16 protein-coding genes and 1 tRNA gene are annotated in these 15,870 nt (G+C 66.3%); 8 read left to right on the top strand and 9 right to left on the bottom strand.

Annotation, left to right across the window (positions count from 1 at the left end; translation table 11 throughout):
- Positions 1-211: 211 nt before the first annotated feature.
- The 5 genes from pheT to rpmI form a co-directional block, all read right to left on the bottom strand.
- Positions 212-2,623, bottom strand: a complete 2,412-nt coding sequence (gene pheT, locus D4Q52_RS07880) for a phenylalanine--tRNA ligase subunit beta (protein ID WP_119855994.1) — start codon at positions 2,621-2,623, stop codon at positions 212-214.
- 144 nt (positions 2,624-2,767) lie between these two features.
- Positions 2,768-3,136, bottom strand: a complete 369-nt coding sequence (locus D4Q52_RS07875; RefSeq protein ID WP_234831117.1) for an endonuclease domain-containing protein — start codon at positions 3,134-3,136, stop codon at positions 2,768-2,770.
- A gap of 353 nt (positions 3,137-3,489) precedes the next feature.
- Positions 3,490-4,572 carry a phenylalanine--tRNA ligase subunit alpha gene (pheS, locus tag D4Q52_RS07870; protein ID WP_119855992.1) on the bottom strand — a complete coding sequence of 361 codons (1,083 nt, stop codon included), beginning with the start codon at positions 4,570-4,572 and terminating at the stop codon, positions 3,490-3,492.
- A 210-nt stretch (positions 4,573-4,782) separates the two neighbouring features.
- A complete protein-coding gene (gene rplT / locus D4Q52_RS07865; RefSeq protein WP_011438946.1) occupies positions 4,783-5,142 on the bottom strand; it encodes a 50S ribosomal protein L20 in 360 nt (119 codons plus the stop codon).
- 90 nt (positions 5,143-5,232) lie between these two features.
- Positions 5,233-5,433, bottom strand: coding sequence for a 50S ribosomal protein L35 (gene rpmI / locus D4Q52_RS07860; protein WP_119855991.1), 201 nt, complete (start codon positions 5,431-5,433; stop codon positions 5,233-5,235).
- Positions 5,434-5,783: 350 nt separating this feature from the next.
- On the opposite strand from rpmI, the gene D4Q52_RS07855 reads away from it, so the two are divergent.
- Complete coding sequence (locus D4Q52_RS07855) at positions 5,784-6,194, top strand: hypothetical protein (protein WP_119855990.1); 411 nt, start codon at positions 5,784-5,786, stop codon at positions 6,192-6,194.
- Positions 6,195-6,454: 260 nt separating this feature from the next.
- Here D4Q52_RS07855 and infC read toward each other — a convergent pair whose 3' ends face one another.
- The gene (infC, locus tag D4Q52_RS07850) at positions 6,455-6,994 is read right to left on the bottom strand and encodes a translation initiation factor IF-3 (protein WP_119855989.1); all 540 of its coding nucleotides are present in this window, start codon (positions 6,992-6,994) and stop codon (positions 6,455-6,457) included.
- Positions 6,995-7,329: 335 nt separating this feature from the next.
- Between infC and D4Q52_RS07845 the strand changes: the two genes are divergently transcribed.
- Positions 7,330-8,115 carry an alpha/beta hydrolase gene (locus D4Q52_RS07845; protein ID WP_119855988.1) on the top strand — a complete coding sequence of 262 codons (786 nt, stop codon included), beginning with the start codon at positions 7,330-7,332 and terminating at the stop codon, positions 8,113-8,115.
- A 90-nt stretch (positions 8,116-8,205) separates the two neighbouring features.
- Here the strand turns inward: D4Q52_RS07845 and queG are convergent, their stop codons facing one another.
- Together queG and D4Q52_RS07835 are read right to left on the bottom strand one after the other, a co-directional pair.
- Positions 8,206-9,459: a tRNA epoxyqueuosine(34) reductase QueG gene (gene queG / locus D4Q52_RS07840; RefSeq protein WP_119855987.1), complete on the bottom strand. Its 1,254-nt coding sequence runs from the start codon at positions 9,457-9,459 to the stop codon at positions 8,206-8,208.
- Complete coding sequence (locus D4Q52_RS07835; RefSeq protein ID WP_119855986.1) at positions 9,408-10,100, bottom strand: glutathione S-transferase family protein; 693 nt, start codon at positions 10,098-10,100, stop codon at positions 9,408-9,410. Before D4Q52_RS07835 ends, queG begins: the two co-directional genes overlap by 52 nt.
- A 224-nt stretch (positions 10,101-10,324) precedes the next feature.
- Here D4Q52_RS07835 and D4Q52_RS07830 point away from each other — a divergent pair, with 224 nt between their 5' ends.
- The gene (locus tag D4Q52_RS07830; RefSeq protein WP_119855985.1) at positions 10,325-11,131 is read left to right on the top strand and encodes an undecaprenyl-diphosphate phosphatase; all 807 of its coding nucleotides are present in this window, start codon (positions 10,325-10,327) and stop codon (positions 11,129-11,131) included.
- Positions 11,132-11,177: 46 nt separating this feature from the next.
- Here the strand turns inward: D4Q52_RS07830 and D4Q52_RS07825 are convergent, their stop codons facing one another.
- Positions 11,178-12,143, bottom strand: coding sequence for a complex I NDUFA9 subunit family protein (locus D4Q52_RS07825; protein WP_119855984.1), 966 nt, complete (start codon positions 12,141-12,143; stop codon positions 11,178-11,180).
- Between the two features lie 160 nt (positions 12,144-12,303).
- On the opposite strand from D4Q52_RS07825, the gene D4Q52_RS07820 reads away from it, so the two are divergent.
- The 5 genes from D4Q52_RS07820 to lptB all read left to right on the top strand — a co-directional run bounded on the left by D4Q52_RS07820 (position 12,304) and on the right by lptB (position 15,808).
- Positions 12,304-12,388: transfer RNA gene (locus tag D4Q52_RS07820), tRNA-Leu, on the top strand.
- 139 nt (positions 12,389-12,527) lie between these two features.
- The gene (locus D4Q52_RS07815; RefSeq protein WP_119855983.1) at positions 12,528-13,142 is read left to right on the top strand and encodes a ribonuclease D; all 615 of its coding nucleotides are present in this window, start codon (positions 12,528-12,530) and stop codon (positions 13,140-13,142) included.
- A gap of 237 nt (positions 13,143-13,379) precedes the next feature.
- Positions 13,380-14,138 (top strand): LPS export ABC transporter periplasmic protein LptC, encoded by a 759-nt coding sequence (lptC, locus tag D4Q52_RS07810; protein WP_119855982.1) that lies wholly within the window; start codon positions 13,380-13,382, stop codon positions 14,136-14,138.
- Positions 14,135-14,800, top strand: coding sequence for an LptA/OstA family protein (locus tag D4Q52_RS07805; protein WP_119855981.1), 666 nt, complete (start codon positions 14,135-14,137; stop codon positions 14,798-14,800). The genes lptC and D4Q52_RS07805 overlap by 4 nt, the downstream gene beginning before the upstream one ends.
- Positions 14,801-14,857: 57 nt before the next feature.
- A complete protein-coding gene (gene lptB, locus D4Q52_RS07800) occupies positions 14,858-15,808 on the top strand; it encodes an LPS export ABC transporter ATP-binding protein (protein ID WP_119855980.1) in 951 nt (316 codons plus the stop codon).
- The last annotated feature ends 62 nt before the right edge of the window (positions 15,809-15,870 follow it).

The following is a 15,870-nucleotide window of genomic DNA, read 5'->3' as shown; positions in this document are numbered from 1 at the left end:
AGTCACTGCCTGGAGCCCCCTCACCCCAACCCTCTCCCGCAAGCGGGAGAGGGAGCCGGCTGCCGCCGAGGCGATGCGGTGCACTACAGTAAACGCCAAAAGCGTAATATCAAACTCTCCCCGCGCACAGCGCGCCCCCTCTCCCGCTTGCGGGAGAGGGTTGGGGTGAGGGCGACGCGAGCAGGGAGGTCGTTAGTCAGACGCAACTAGACTAGCCGCGCAGCACGCCGCCGGTCTTCTTCGTCACCTCTGCCACGATCTTCGCGCCGACGGCGTCGATCTCCGCATCGGTCATGGTCTTGTCGCGCGGCTGCAGCGTTACGGCGATCGCCACCGACTTCTTGTCGGGATCGATGCCCTTGCCCTCATAGACGTCGAACACGCCGACCGAGGTAATCAGCTTCTTGTCGACACCCTGCGCGGCGCGAACGAGGTCGGCGGCCGCCACCTTGCGCTCCACGATGAAGGCGAAGTCGCGCGACACCGGATGGAACGCCGACAGCTCCAGCGCCGGCTTGGCGCGGGTCGGACGCTGCTTGGCGTCGGGGATCTTGTCGAGGATCACCTCGAACGCCACCACCGGACCATCGGCGCCGAGCTGCTCGAGCACACGCGGATGCAGCTCGCCGAAGTAACCGAGCACATTCTGCGGCCCGATCTGGATCGCACCGGAGCGGCCCGGATGCAGCCACGCCGGCAGCTTGTTGGTAGCGATCTGCAGCCCGGCCATCGGCGCGCCGGCGGCAGCCAGCACGGCGAACGCATCGGCCTTGGCGTCGAGCGCGGTCGCCTGCGCCGAGCCCGACCAATGCCGGCCGAGCCCGGCCGACGACGCGACGCCGCGGCGCACGCCGCTCGCCGCGATGAACTGATCCTGCGGCCGGTCGCCCTTGAAAATCTGCCCGACCTCGAACAGCGCCAGATCCGGATAACCACGATCCGCATTAGCCTGCGCTGACGCAATTAGCCCCGGCAGCAGGCTCGGCCGCATATCCGAGAGGTCCGACGCGATCGGATTGGCCAGCGCCAGCTCCGGCTGGCCGCCGCCGAACAGCACCGCCGCGGGCTTGGCAATGAACGACCAGGTCACCGCCTCGGTCAGGCCGCGCGCCGCCAGCGCGCGCTTGGCGCGGCGGGTACGACTCTGGATCTGGGTCAGCACCGGCTTGCGTGGGCTCTCGCCGCGCTCGAACGGCGTCATCGGCACCTTGTCGACACCGTAGATGCGGACGATTTCCTCGACGATGTCGGCCTTGCCGTGGACGTCGCTGCGCCACGACGGCACCGCCACCTTCACCACCGCGCCCTGCCCGGCCACCATGAAGCCGAGCTGCGTCAGGATGCGGCGCGCCTCGGGGAACTGAACTTCGATGCCGGCCAGGCGCTTCACCTCGCTGAGCGGGAAATCGATGATGCGGTCGTCGCCGAACGCATTGCCGACCACCACCTTCTCCGACGGCGTGCCTCCGCAGAACTCCATCACCAGTTTGGTCGCCAAATCGAGCCCCGGCACCATGAAGGCCGGATCGACGCCGCGCTCGAAGCGATAGCGCGCATCGGTGTTGATACCGAGCTTACGACCGGTCTGCGCGATGTTGATCTCGTTCCACAGCGCGGATTCGATCAGCACGTCGGTGGTCTCGGCCGAGCAGCCGGAGGCTTCACCGCCCATAATGCCGGCGAGCGATTCGACGCCGTGCTCGTCAGCAATGACGCAGACGCCTTCGTCGAGCGTGTAGGTGCGGCCGTCGAGCGCCAGCAGCGTCTCGCCGTCCTTGGCACGGCGCACCACCAGATTGCCCTTCACCTTGGCGGCGTCGAACACGTGCAGCGGACGCGAACGGTCAAAGGTCAGGTAGTTGGTGATGTCGACCAGCGCGTTGATCGGGCGCAGCCCGATCGCAGCGAGCCGCTTTTGCAGCCATTGCGGCGACGGCCCGTTCTTGACGCCGCGGACGAGACGCAGCGCGAAGCCGGGGCAGAGCTTACTGTCTTCGACCGTGACGCTGACCGGGCACGGGAAGTCGCCCTGGATCGGCTTGACCGAGGGGTCCTTGAACTTGCCCATGCCGGCCGCGGCGAGATCGCGCGCGATGCCGGAGACGCCGGCGCAGTCCTGCCGGTTCGGCGTGAGATTAATGTCGAGCACCGGATCGCCGAGCCCGGCCCACTCCGCATACGGCTTGCCGACCGGCGCATCGGCCGGCAGCTCGATGATGCCGTCGTGATCGTCGGAGATTTCCAGCTCGGCGGCCGAGCACAGCATGCCGCGGCTCTCGACGCCGCGGATATTGCCGATGCCGAGCGTAATGTTCTTGCCCGGGATGTGGGTGCCGGGCGGCGCGAACACGGTGACGAGGCCGGCGCGCGCATTCGGCGCCCCGCACACCACCTGCACCGGCGCATTGCCGTCGCCGACATCGACGCTGCAGACCTGCAGCTTGTCGGCATTGGGATGCTTCTCGGCGCTCAGCACCTTGGCGATCACGAACGGCGCCAGCGCCTTGGCTTTGTCCTCGATGCCCTCGACCTCGAGCCCGATCATGGTGAGCTTGTCGGCCAGCGCCTCCAGCGGCTCGTCGGTGTCGAGATGATCTTTCAGCCAGGAGAGGGTGAGTTTCATGTGCTGTTACTTCCGTCTGGCCGCGCGGTGAGCGCGCCGTGCTGAATAGTCGAAGCCGTGCCCGCGTCGCCCTCACCCCACCCCTCTCCCGCAAGCGGGAGAGGGAGTCGGCCGTGCCGAATGGAGGGGCTGCGGGTCATACGGTTAGTCCGAATTGTCCGGTGTAGGCCGCGGCTTGGCCGCGCGCGCGGCGCGCTCCCTCTCCCGCTTGCGGGAGAGGGTTGGGGTGAGGGCCCTTGCGGCAAGCTCGGTCGCAATGCTCTGCAACACGCCGTCGCGATTGCTCATCACCTCGGCGTTGCTGAAGCGGATCAGCCGAAACCCGCGAGCTTCGATCGCCGCCGTCCGCGCCGCATCCGCGCGTTCGGCGTCATCCGAAAAATGCTGCCCGCCGTCGATCTCGACCACCAGCTTTTTCGCGTGACAGGCGAAGTCGGCGATGAACGGCCCGATCGGCACCTGGCGCTTGAACGAAAACCCATCAAGCTGCTTGTCGCGCAGCGCCGACCACATCAGCCGCTCGGCGTCGGTCGATGTCTTGCGTAGTTCGCGCGCATGGCGGCGCTGGCCCGGAGAGATGTTCCAGCCTGGCCGCTTCGGATCGTCCATCGCAAGCTCCGTGTCCGCCTCGCCCTCACCCCGACCCTCTCCCGCAAGCGGGAGAGGGAGCGCGCTGTGCGGCGGTGTGAGGTCTTCAATCATCTCGACGACTAATCATATCAATCACTGACGCCCGCGTTCAGGCAATGAGGTCCCGCAAGCGCGGCCGGGCTCCCTCTCCCGCTTGCGGGAGAGGGCTGGGGTGAGGGCGACGCTTGTCGCAGCATCCGCGTCCAGCCCGCCCCACACGGCGGCGCGGGCAACGCTCACGAACTTAATCCACCTGCCAGCGTCGGGACGTCCAGCGGCTTGAAGCCGTAGTGGCTCAGCCACCTTGCGTCGGCTTCGAACAGCTGGCGCAGGTCGCTCATGCCGTATTTCAGCATGGCGATGCGGTCGATGCCCATGCCCCAGGCGAAGCCTTGGTACACGTCGGGATCGAGCCCGCAGGCGGTGAGCACGTTGGCATGCACCATGCCGCAGCCGAGAATCTCCAGCCAGTCCTCGCCCTCGCCAAAGCGGATCTCGTCCTTGCCGCGGCGGCACTGGATGTCGACTTCCAGCGACGGCTCGGTGAACGGGAAGAACGACGGCCTAAACCGCATATTGACGTTGTCGACCTCGAAGAACGCCTTGCAGAACTCGTGCAGGATCCACTTCAGGTGGCCGAGATGGCTGCCCTTGTCGATGACGAGCCCCTCAACCTGATGAAACATCGGCGTGTGGGTCTGGTCCGAGTCGCTGCGATAGGTGCGGCCCGGACAGATCACGCGGATCGGCGGCTTCTGGCTCAGCATGGTGCGGACCTGCACCGGCGAGGTGTGAGTCCGCAGCAGCAGGCGCGAGCCGTCTTCCTTCGGATTGAAGTAGAAGGTGTCGTGCATCTCGCGGGCCGGATGGCCCTCGGGGAAATTCAGCTTGGTGAAGTTGTAGTCGTCGGTCTCGATATCCGGACCCTCAGCCACCGCAAAACCCATGTCGGCGAAGATCGTGGTGACTTCGTCCCACACCTGGCTGAGCGGATGAATGCGGCCGGCCTCGGCCAGCGGCTCGCGCAGCGGCAGCGTGACGTCGATGGTCTCGGCCGCGAGCCGCGCATCGAGCGCGGCGGCCTTGAGCACGTCGCGGCGCGCGGTCAGCGCCGCATTGATCGCGTCCTTGGCGAGATTGATGGCCGCGCCTTCGGTCTTGCGCTGCTCGGGATCCATCTTGCCGAGCGTCGCAAGCAGCGCCGAGACGGAGCCCTTCTTGCCGAGCGCCGCGACACGCACGGCTTCGAGTGCAGCTTCGTCGGAGGCGGCGGCGATGTCGGCGAGGATCTGGGATTGCAGAGTCGAAAGGTCGGACATGGCGATCCTTTAAGAGGATGCTGACCCGGCCCCTCGTCCGTCATGCCCGGGCTTGTCCCGGGCATCCACGCCGTGCGGCATGGCCAACAGAGAAGACGTGGATGGCCGGGACAAGCCCGGTCATGACGAATTCAACACGTACACAGATGGCGCGACCGGGGACGCCTGCTGTGAGAAGCGCTTCAGGCCGCGAACGCGGCCTTTGCTGCCTCAGGCCGCCAGCGCGGCCTTGGCCTTCTCGGCGATCGCCTGGAACGCCGCCGGTTCGGTGATCGCGAGGTCGGACAGCACCTTGCGGTCGACGACGATGCCGGACTTCGACAGGCCGTTGATGAACACGCTGTAGGTCATGCCGAACGGACGCACCGCGGCGTTGATGCGCTGGATCCACAGCGCGCGGAACGTCCGCTTCTTGCGCTTGCGATCGCGGAACGCATACTGGCCGGCCTTGTCGACCGCGGCCTTGGCGGCGCGGATCGTATTCTTGCGGCGACCACGGAAACCCTTGGCGGCCTTGTAGACTTTCTTATGCTTGGCGTGAGCCGTCACACCGCGTTTGACGCGAGCCATGACTGATCTCCTTCATCTGAATTGGGTTTTGATAGCCGCGCGGACGCGGCCCGATGATGAGGTTGCCGCGCGCATGCGCGGCCAGAACGGTCAGGCGTTCGGCAAGAAGTACTTCTTGATGTTGTCGCCGTCGGTCTTGAAGATCACGCGGGTGCCGCGAAGCTGACGGATCTGCTTCTTGGTGCGCTTGATCATGCCGTGGCGCTTGCCGCTCTGGGCGGCCATCACCTTGCCGGTGGCAGTAACTTTGAAGCGCTTTTTGGCGCCCGATTTGGTCTTCAGCTTGGGCATTTGGCTCTCCTCAGGCCACGCGCAAATAGCGCCCGAAGGCGCTGCGGCGGCGAACATGCTCGTTAGAGCGTTGAAAATGCGCGACTTTTCTCGTTCGAGACAGTCCCGCAGGGCTCACCGCCACGGCAGCCCTTGATCAGCCGGGCGATGAAGGCTGGGCTTATGACAGAGCGCAGCCGAATTGGCAACGCCAAACGGCATCCGGTCCGGAGCTGACCCGGCACCGCTCGCCGGATGAATTTTCAGTCGCGGTCGACCCTGACCGCTTCTATCCCCGTCGCATCGTCGTGACATCGTGCACGCGGTCGCCGCAGCCGAACGGCGCCCCACGACCAGATCTGGAGACCGACATGGCCCCGCACCGTCCGCAACCTTCGCGCTCCCGTTCCGGCTTCGCTCGCTTCAGCCTGCTGGCAGCGGCCGGCCTGCTGGCGCTGACGGCCTCGGACGCCGAAGCCGCCCGGCGCCGCGCGGCCAATTTCGACGGCACCTGGAACGTGGTGTTCGCCACCCGCGGCGGCAATTGCAGCCCGACCTACAGCGCCCCGTTCGCCGTCCAGGGCCGCCGTGTCGCCTCGGCCGGCGGCGGCAAGGTGACGGGCGGCATCACCGGCGGCGGCAATGTCGCGGTGCGGATCTCGGTCGGCGCCTCGGTCGCCACCGGCCGCGGCCGTCTTGCCGGCACCACCGGCTCCGGCACCTGGAGCGGCCTGATCCAGGGCGACCGCTGTCACGGCGTCTGGCAGGCGACGCGGGGGTAGGTCGTTTCGTTTCCGGCGCGAGCACATCGCCTGCGTCGCCCTCACCCCAGCCCTCTCCCGCAAGCGGGAGAGGGAGCCTGCAGCGGTCGGGGAGAGGGAGTGCGTCTCCCCCCGCACGGCGCGCCCCCTCCCCCGCTTGCGGGGGAGGGTTGGGGTGAGGGCGCCCCAGGCACTGATTGGCCCCCACGCAAACAAAGAAAATGGCCCGTCAGCTCACACTGACGGGCCACACGCGTGCTCAAATCGGAAACAGCTGCGGCTCAGCGCGGTGCCAGCACCATGACCACCTGGCGGCCTTCGAAGCGGGCGTCCTGCTCGACCTTGGCGATCTCGGCGACGTCGGCCTTCACCTTGTCCAGCAGCTTGGTGCCGATGTCCTGGTGGGCCATCTCGCGTCCGCGATAGCGCAAAGTGATCTTCACCTTGTCGCCTTCCTCGAAGAAGCGCTGCATCGCCTTCATCTTCACGTCGTAGTCGTGGTCGTCGATCATCGGGCGGAGCTTGATCTCCTTGATCTCGACGATCTTCTGCTTCTTGCGCGCCTCGGCGGCCTTCTTCTGGGCCGAGTACTTGAACTTGCCGTAGTCCATGATCTTGCAGACCGGCGGACTGACGTTCGGCGAAATCTCGACCAGATCCATGCCGGCTTCCATCGCCATCTTGATCGCGACGATGGTCTCGACCTTGCCACGGTTCGCACCGTCCTGGTCGATCAGCTGAATCTCGTGGTTGCGAATTTCATCGTTGGTGCGCGGCCCATCCTTGGCAACGGGGGGCGGGGCTCTGTTGGGACGGCGAATGGTGGCTTCTCCAATATTGTGAACGTTGGTGGCGGACGATCGATCGGGGCCTCACACAGCGGCATATACCAACTGCGCCGATCCGATCACGCTCCATATAGGTTACAGCGCAGCCGGACGCAAAATTGACCGCGGGCTCAACACCGCAGCCATGCCCTTTTCCAATCGCGGTGCAGTGTGACGGAAGAAGCCCCGGCCGGCAAGCCAACTTCCGCCTAACCGGGCGAAACAGGTGCCGCTGCGCGTCTTTTCCGTCACGCCGCGACCGCACCGCCCTCGATTGACGGCGCGGCTGCACGTACTGCAAAGCAATTCCGCAGCGAGGCACTTGATCCATGACAAATCACCAGACCGCCGCCGATCCTTGTTTCCTCACCGTCGGCGAAGGCCCGGACCAGCGCCGGGTCGCCGTCCGCGCCAGGCCGGGCACGTCGCCGGCGTTGTTCTGGCTTGGCGGCTTCAACTCCGACATGACCGGCACCAAGGCGGTGGCGCTGGACCAATGTGCCGCCGAACGCGGCCGCGCCTGCGTCCGGTTCGATTATTCCGGCCATGGCGAATCCTCGGGCGCCTTCGCCGACGGCACCATCGGCCGCTGGCTCGAAGATGCGCTGGCGGTGTTCGATCGCTTCGCCGAGGGGCCGCAGGTGGTGATCGGCTCGTCGATGGGCGGCTGGATGGCTCTGCTGCTGGCGCGCGAACTGATCCGCCGCGACGCCGGCCCGGCCTCGCTCACCGGAATGGTGCTGATCGCACCGGCGCCGGACTTCACCGAAGCGCTGATGTGGAAGGGCTTTTCGGCCGAGATCCGGCGGCAGATCGAGACCGAAGGGGTGTGGATGCGGCCGTCGGACTACGGCGCCCCTTATCCGATCACGCGGGCGCTGATCGAGGACGGCCGCAACCATTTGCTGCTCGGCGGCGCGATCTCGACCGGCTGCCCGGTCCGCATCCTGCAGGGCAAGCAGGACCCCGACGTGCCCTGGACCCACGCCTTCGCGCTCACCGAGCACCTGCCCTGCGAAGACGTCGTGCTGACCCTAATCCAGGACGGCGACCACCGCCTGTCGCGCCCGCAGGACATCGCTAGGATGCTGGCGGCAGTGGAGGAGTTCGGGTGAACCAAACCCTCTCCCCTTGTGGGAGAGGGTGGCGAGCGCAGCGAACCGGGTGAGGGGTCGACCCGAGCACAGCACCCGCCGCTCCCCCCCTCATCCGGCACGGACTGCGTCCGCGCCACCTTCTCCCACGAGGGGAGAAGGAAGAGCGCCCGCCCACTCCTCCCGCACACTCTCATCCACTTCACCGCCGAGATGCCCGTCACGCAGCGCCGCGAACTGATCACCCGCAACCAACCGCCCGAGCGCCCACACCGCCGCGCCGCGCACCGCCGGGTCGGCATCGCCGAGCAGACGCTCGGCCTCCGCCGCCAGCCTTGCATCGCCCGAATTGCCGATTGCGATCAGCACGTTGCGGACGAAGCGGTCGCGGCCGATACGCTTGACCGGGGACTTGCTGAACAGCGCCCGAAACGCCGCGTCGTCGAGACGAACTAATTCGGCCAGCGCCGGCGCCCGCTGCGCCTCGCGCGACGCCAGCTTGGCCTCGCGGCCGGCCTGCGCGAACTTGTTCCAGGGACACACCGCGAGGCAGTCGTCGCAACCGTAAATACGGTTACCCAGGCGTTGACGGAATTCGTGCGGGATCGGGCCTTTGTGCTCGATGGTGAGATACGAGATGCAGCGCCGCGCATCGAGCCGGTACGGCGCCGGAAACGCCGCGGTCGGGCAGGCATCGAGACAGTTGCGGCACGAGCCGCAGTGATCGCGCTCCGCGTCGTCGCGCGGCAGCTCGAGCGTGGTGAAGATCGCGCCGAGAAACAGCCAGGAGCCGAATTCGCGCGACACCAGATTGCTGTGCTTGCCCTGCCAGCCGATCCCAGCGGCGTGCGCCAGCGGCTTCTCCATCACCGCGGCAGTGTCGACGAACACTTTGACCTCGCCGCCGGCGGCTGCAATCAGCCAGCGGGCGAGCTGCTTCAGCCGCGCCTTGATCACGTCGTGATAATCGTCGCCCTGCGCATAGACCGAGATCGCGCCGCGGTCGGTGGCGGCCGTCAGCGCCAGCGGATCGGTCGACGGTCCGTAATTGACGCTGAGCATGATCACCGAGCGCACCTCGCTCCACATCACCCGCGGATCGGCGCGGCGCTCCGGCCGGTCGGCCAGCCATGCCATCTGCCCATGGTAATCAGAAGCGAGGTACTCGCGCAGACGTCCGAGCGCCTCCGGGATCGCGTCCGGCGCGCACACACCGATAGCGCCGAAGCCGAGCGCGCGCGCCTGCGCGGCCAGTTCCGTCTTCAGTTTGCCGTAAGAAGTTTCGGCCGGGTCCGGCGCCGGGTCGGCGGCGCTCAGAAGTCGAGATCCACGTAGGTCCGCGACGCCGGCACGCCCGCGAGCCACTCGCTCAGCAGCGGACGGAACGACGGCCGCGACTTGATCCGCGCATACCAGGCTTTGGCGGCTTCGTCCTCGATCCATGGCACGTCGCCCAGATAATCGATCGCCGACAGATGCGCCGCGGCGGCGAGGTCGGCATAAGTCATCCGATCGCCGGCCAGAAAGTTCCGCGTCCGCGCCAGCCAGCCGATATAGGCCAGATGATAGCGCACATTGGCGGTGGCGGCGCGGATCACGTCCATCGCCGGCGGGCCGCCGCCGTCCTCTTCGCTCATGAAGCGCTTGTAGATCCGTTCGGTTACCAGCGGTCCGCTGGCTTCTTCAAAGAACTTGTCGTTGAACCAGTCCATCAGTCGGCGCACTTCGATCCGCTCGGCAATCGATTGCGGTAGCAACCGGCGATCGCCGAAGCCGGCGCCATGCGTCTCATCGAGAAACTCGGCGATCACCCCGGCGCCCGGAACCGGCGGCTGCCCCTCGGCGATCAGCACCGGGGTGGTGCCGGCCGGATTCAGCGCCAGGAACGCCGTGCGCCGCTCCCACGGCCGCTCTTCAACCAGCCGCAGATCGAGACCGTGTTCACCGAGCGCAAGCCGCACGAATCGGGATTGCGGGCAGAACGGGTGGTGAAACAGGGTGTACATGGCGACCTTGATAGTTACGCGGGCTTAACAAATTGTGGCCGACAATCGGCAGTCGTGATCCCGGCGCGGCCCGCGGGAGGCGCCAAACTACTGAAGTGCAGCGCGCTGGCAAGGCGCCTTTTGGCAAGGCAGCTCCGGCACATTTTTGACATTGCGGCCCGCTAACGAATGCGCGACAAGGTTCCGCCTCTCCGAGACTGATCCCCCTCCCAGCGGACTACCCCATGCTTTCCGATATCATCAGGGCCGTCATTCTCGGCATCGTCGAGGGTGTGACCGAGTTCCTGCCGGTGTCCTCGACCGGCCATCTGCTGCTCGTCGGGCGTTTCTTCAACCTCGGCGAAGGCAACTTCTGGAAGACTTTCGACGTTCTGATCCAGCTCGGCGCCATCCTGGCGATCCTGGCGATCTATTTCGCCAAATTGTGGCGGATCGCGCTCGGGATGTTTTCCGATCCGGCGGCGCAACGCTTCGTCATCGGCGTGCTGGTGGCGTTTCTGCCGGCCGCCGTGATCGGCGCCGCCGCGGGCTCCTACATCAAGGCCTATCTGTTCAACCCGTGGGTGGTGTGTTTCTCGCTGATCGTCGGCGGCGCCATCCTGCTGTGGGTCGATCAGCTCGACCTTGAGCCGCAGCACCACGACGCCACAGCGTTTCCGCTGAAGATGTATTTCTACATCGGCTGCGCGCAGTGCGTGGCGATGATCCCCGGCGTGTCGCGGTCGGGCGCCAGCATCGTGGCGGCGATGCTGTTCGGCGCCGACAAGCGATCGGCCGCGGAGTTCTCATTCTTCCTGGCGATCCCCACCATGGTGGGCGCGTTCGTGTACGACTTCTACAAGAACCGCGGCGACCTGACGACCGATCACCTCACCATCGTGGCGATCGGCTTCGTGGTGTCGTTCATCACCGCGATCATCGTGGTGAAGACGTTCCTGGGTTATGTCACCCGGCACGGCTTCGAACTGTTCGCCTGGTGGCGCGTCGTGGTCGGCACGCTGGGACTGATCGCGCTGGCGATGGGCCGCTGATCAACGCAATGCCATCGCCGCGCCACGCCGCGATGGCGCGCGCTGCTCAGGCGTTCTTGCGCGCGAACTGTCCGGTCGCCCGGAAGCGCCACAGATAGGACGGCACGATCGCCTGCATCGAGTCCGGCGTGATGCCGAGGCCCTGCAGTGTCATGCCAGCGCTGCTCGCGGCTTCCGACACGATATTGTCGACCTTCAGCAGCGCGACCTGATCGGGCGTCAGCTTGAAGTCGCCCGGCGCAAACTGCAGCAACGCCGCCTGCAGGCTGGCGAGCCCGAACGGCAACGGCAGCAGCCACCGCCTGCGATCGACGGTGTCGAGAATCAGCTGGACGATCTCCCGCATCGTCATCTGCTCGGGGCCGCCGAGCTCGTAAACTGCGCCCGGCTTGGTGTGCCCGTCAACCGCTTCGGCCACGGCGCTCGCGACATCGCCGACATAGACCGGCTGCAGCTTGGTGTCGGCGCCGACCAGAGGCAGCACCGGGGAGATCCGCGCCAGCGCTGCGAAGCGGTTCGTGAAAGAATCCTCGGGACCGAACACGACCGAGGGGCGCAGGATCGTGGCCTGCGGAACGGCTGCCAGCACCGCCTGCTCGCCGGCCGCCTTCGAGCGCGCATAGCGCGACGACGAATTGGCGTCGGCGCCGATCGCCGAGACGTGCACCATCCGGGCGTCGACCGCCGCGGCCGCATCGGCGACCGCCGCGGCGCCGCCCGCCTGCACCGCGTCGAACGTCTGCGCGCCGCCCTCGGCGAGAATGCCGACCAGATTGATCGCGACGTGGGCGCCGCGCATCGCCGCCGCCACCGACTCGGGGTAACGCAGATTGGCCTGCACGGCGTGGATCTGCCCGACCCGGCCGAGCGGCTGCAGATGCCCCGCAAGCTCCGGACGCCGCACCGCCACCCTGATTCGGTAGTCCCGCCGGGCCAGCGCGCTGACCACATGGCGGCCGAGGAAGCCCGAACCGCCGAAAACCGTGACGAGGGTGTCGATATTGGAGTGCATGCGGGTTTGATCCTGGTGCGGAAAGACGGACCGGAAAGCTCCGGCAATCGCCGATATTCTGGCGGTTTCGCGTTAAGCCATCAACCTTTCGCTGTACAGCGGAATTGGCAGCGCAAAGCAATTTGACATTTGCGTATCGTATCCCTATCAACCCGCCCGGGCCCAGGTGGCGGAATTGGTAGACGCGCTGGTTTCAGGTACCAGTGGGTAACACCGTGGAGGTTCGAGTCCTCTCCTGGGCACCATTGCCCTGCCCGCACGCTGCGCCCCTTCATCATTGGTGTTTTCATCTTTGCTTCGCGGCTCGCCACTTGCTGGCTCGAGCGCTAGGTTGAGCGGCGATTCGGGGCCGACGCCTCGCCTTCCAATGAACGGTTTGCCACCATGACCATCCGCCTGCATCGCGGCGATCTGCCGGATCTTTCGCGCTATACGAGTTCGGTGGCGATCGACACCGAGACGATGGGGCTACATCCGCATCGCGATCGGCTGTGCGTGGTGCAGCTGTCGAGTGGCGACGGCAGCGCCGATGTGGTGCAGATCCCCCGCGGCCACAGCGACGCGCCGAATCTGAAGCGGCTGCTGGCCGACCCCGGCATCGTCAAGATCTTCCATTTCGCGCGATTTGATCTCGCCGCGCTGTACAACGGGCTCGGCGTGATGCCGCAGCCGGTGTATTGCACAAAGATCGCCTCGCGGCTGTCGCGCACCTACACCGACCGCCACGGGCTGAAGGATCTGGTCCGCGAGCTGCTCGGCGTCGATCTGTCAAAGCAGCAGCAATCCAGCGACTGGGGCGCCGAGACGCTGAGCGACGCCCAGCTGGCCTATGCGGCGTCCGACGTGCTGCATCTGCATGCACTGCGCGACAAGCTCGATCTGATGCTGGCGCGCGAGAACCGTACCGGGCTGGCGACGGCCTGCTTCGACTTCCTGCCGCACCGCGCCCGGCTCGATCTCGAAGGCTGGAGCGAAGAAGACATCTTCGCGCATTCCTAGATTCACATGATTTTGGGGGCGGAATCGCCCCGTTTCGGTCATACTCGTCGTCCTGATGGGCTTGTGAACGGCTCGGCTCCCGGGTCCCCTCGCCTGTCGCGATGATTGCGACTATCTGGGGTTGCTCCTCCGTGCCGGATTGCTGCCGGCCGGTCCCCGATCCGGAGCAGGAGATTGGAAACGGCAAGGTGCGCGACCGGCTGCTGAAGCTGGTCCCGGCCTCACGCGGGAGCGGCGGTGGCTTCGGTTCAGGCGGCGACCTATCGGACCGGGATGGAGGCGCGTTTCGCAGCGGCGGCGCGGCATAGCCGGCTGGTGCGGACGCTGCGCGTCGCGGTGCCGCTGGTGGTGGCGCTGTCGCTCGCCGCGATCGTCGCCATCTCGGTGTTCAACCCGTTCCGCATGCTGGCGAAATTGCCGCTCGACGTCGGCGACCTGGTGGTCTCCGGCACCAAGATCACGATGGAGTCGCCGCATCTCGCCGGCTTCACCAATGACGGCCGGCCCTACGAGATGTGGGCGCGCTCGGCGACCCAGGATCTCACCAGCGCCGACCATGTCGACCTGCACACGCTGCGCGCCAAGGTGGTCAACGACGATGAATCGACGGTGACGATCGAAGCTCGCGACGGCAAGTTCAACACCAAGGCGCAGATGCTGAACCTGCAGAAGGACGTCTATCTGCGCACCTCGACCGGCAGCGAAGCCTGGATGACCCAGGCCGACGTTGATATGGGCAAGGGCAACGTGTCGTCGGACGAGCCGGTCGACGTCAAATGGCTCGGCGGCAAATTGCGCGGCCAACGCCTGCGGCTGACCGACAAGGGCGACGTGATCCGGTTCGAGGGTGGGGTTGTGATGAACCTGGACAACGCAGCAGCACCGGCCGCTCCGGAGCAGGCGGAAGCCGAGCCGGCGCCCGCCCCCGCACCGCGTGCCGAGCAGCCGGCGAAAGCCAAGTCCGCTCCCCGCCAACGTGAAGTGACCCGTCCATGACCGCAGCCCGTTTCTGTCCCGCCCGCCGCATGCTGCGCGCGATCATCGGCGCCGCGTTGCTGGCCGCCGCAACCAGCAGTGTCGCCTCGGCGCAGAGCGCCGTGCAGGGCGTACCCAACGCCATGCAGGGCTTTTCGCAGAATCGCGACCAGCCGATCCAGATCGAATCCGATACGCTCGAAGTGCGCGACAAGAAAAAAGAGGCGACCTTCGCCGGCAGCGTCAAGGTGGTGCAGGGCGACACCACCATGACGTCGAAGACCCTCGTGGTGTTCTACGATCAGGACCAGGACGCTGGCGGCGCCAAGCAGACCAAGCGCAAGTCGATGCCGGCTGCCACACCCGGCCCCGGCGGCACCTCGTCGATTCGCAAGCTCGAGGCTAAGGGCAACGTGGTGGTCACCCAGAAGGACCAGGTCGTCACTGGCGACAGCGCGGTGTTCGATACCAGGACCAATCTGGTGACCATGCTCGGCAACGTGGTGCTGACCCAGGCCAAGAACGTGGTCCGCGGCGACCGGCTGCTGGTCGACATGACCACCGGCGTATCACGGGTGGAGTCCAACACCGGCCGGGTCCAAGGCCTGTTTCAATCCTCCGGCAATGGCGGAAACGGCAACCCGCTCGGCATCGGAACGCCGGCCAGCGGCCAGAAAAAATGATGGCGCAATGGCGCCGGCCTCTGGAACAGCGCAGTGCGAAAACTGATCGGTAACGGAATGGTGGATCTTCTCGGCAAATTCCGGCGGAAGGACCCAAAACGGGCGGGCTTCGCACAATCGCGCCCGGACATCACCGCATTGGAGAACGAGGTTGGAGAGATGCTGGCGGCGTCGGTGCGCGATGCGCCGGTCGCTCGCACCGCCGGCCGGGAGGCGCCGCTCGCCCCGACACCGGCCCCGCAGCGGTCGCGCCGACCGGCCCCGACGCAGGAGCGCGTGGCTCATGCCGGCTATCTGGCGGTCCACAGCATCGAGAAGAGCTTTGGCACCCGCAAGATCGTCCGCGGCGTCAGCATCTATGTACGGCGCGGCGAGGCCGTCGGCCTGCTCGGCCCGAACGGCGCCGGCAAGACCACCGTGTTCTACATGATCACCGGCCTGATCAAGGCCGACCGCGGCGCGATCGAGCTCGACGGCCACGACGTCACAAGGCTGCCGATGTATCAGCGCGCCCGGCTCGGCATCGGCTATCTGCCGCAGGAGGCGTCGATCTTTCGCGGCCTGAATGTCGAGCAGAACATCATGGCGGTGCTCGAGGCGGTCGAGCCGGACAAGCGCAAGCGCGAGGCCGAACTCGACAATCTGCTGCAGGAGTTCAATATTGAACGGCTGCGCAAGTCGCCGTCGATCGCGCTGTCGGGCGGCGAACGCCGCCGCGTCGAAATCGCGCGCGCGCTGGCGAGCCGGCCGAACTACATGCTGCTCGACGAACCGTTCGCCGGCATCGATCCGATCGCGGTCGGCGACATCCAGGATCTGGTGCGTCACCTCACCAATCGCGGTATTGGCGTACTAATTACCGACCACAACGTCCGTGAGACACTTGGTCTCACCGACCGCGCCTACATCGTTTATGCGGGTGAAATCCTGACCGAGGGCACGCCGGAAGAGATCGTCAATAACCCGGACGTCCGCCGCCTTTACCTTGGCGAAGAATTCCGCCTGTAATCGGTTGCAGTCTGGACGCGGGCGCGGCATGCTCGATTGCCTTGCTCCCGCCGTCCAACTAA

The sequence above is a fragment of the Rhodopseudomonas palustris genome (genome assembly GCF_003591005.1).
GTDB classification, from domain to species: Bacteria; Pseudomonadota; Alphaproteobacteria; order Rhizobiales; family Xanthobacteraceae; genus Rhodopseudomonas; species Rhodopseudomonas palustris_K.
This window is presented reverse-complemented; position numbering and strand designations above follow the sequence as displayed.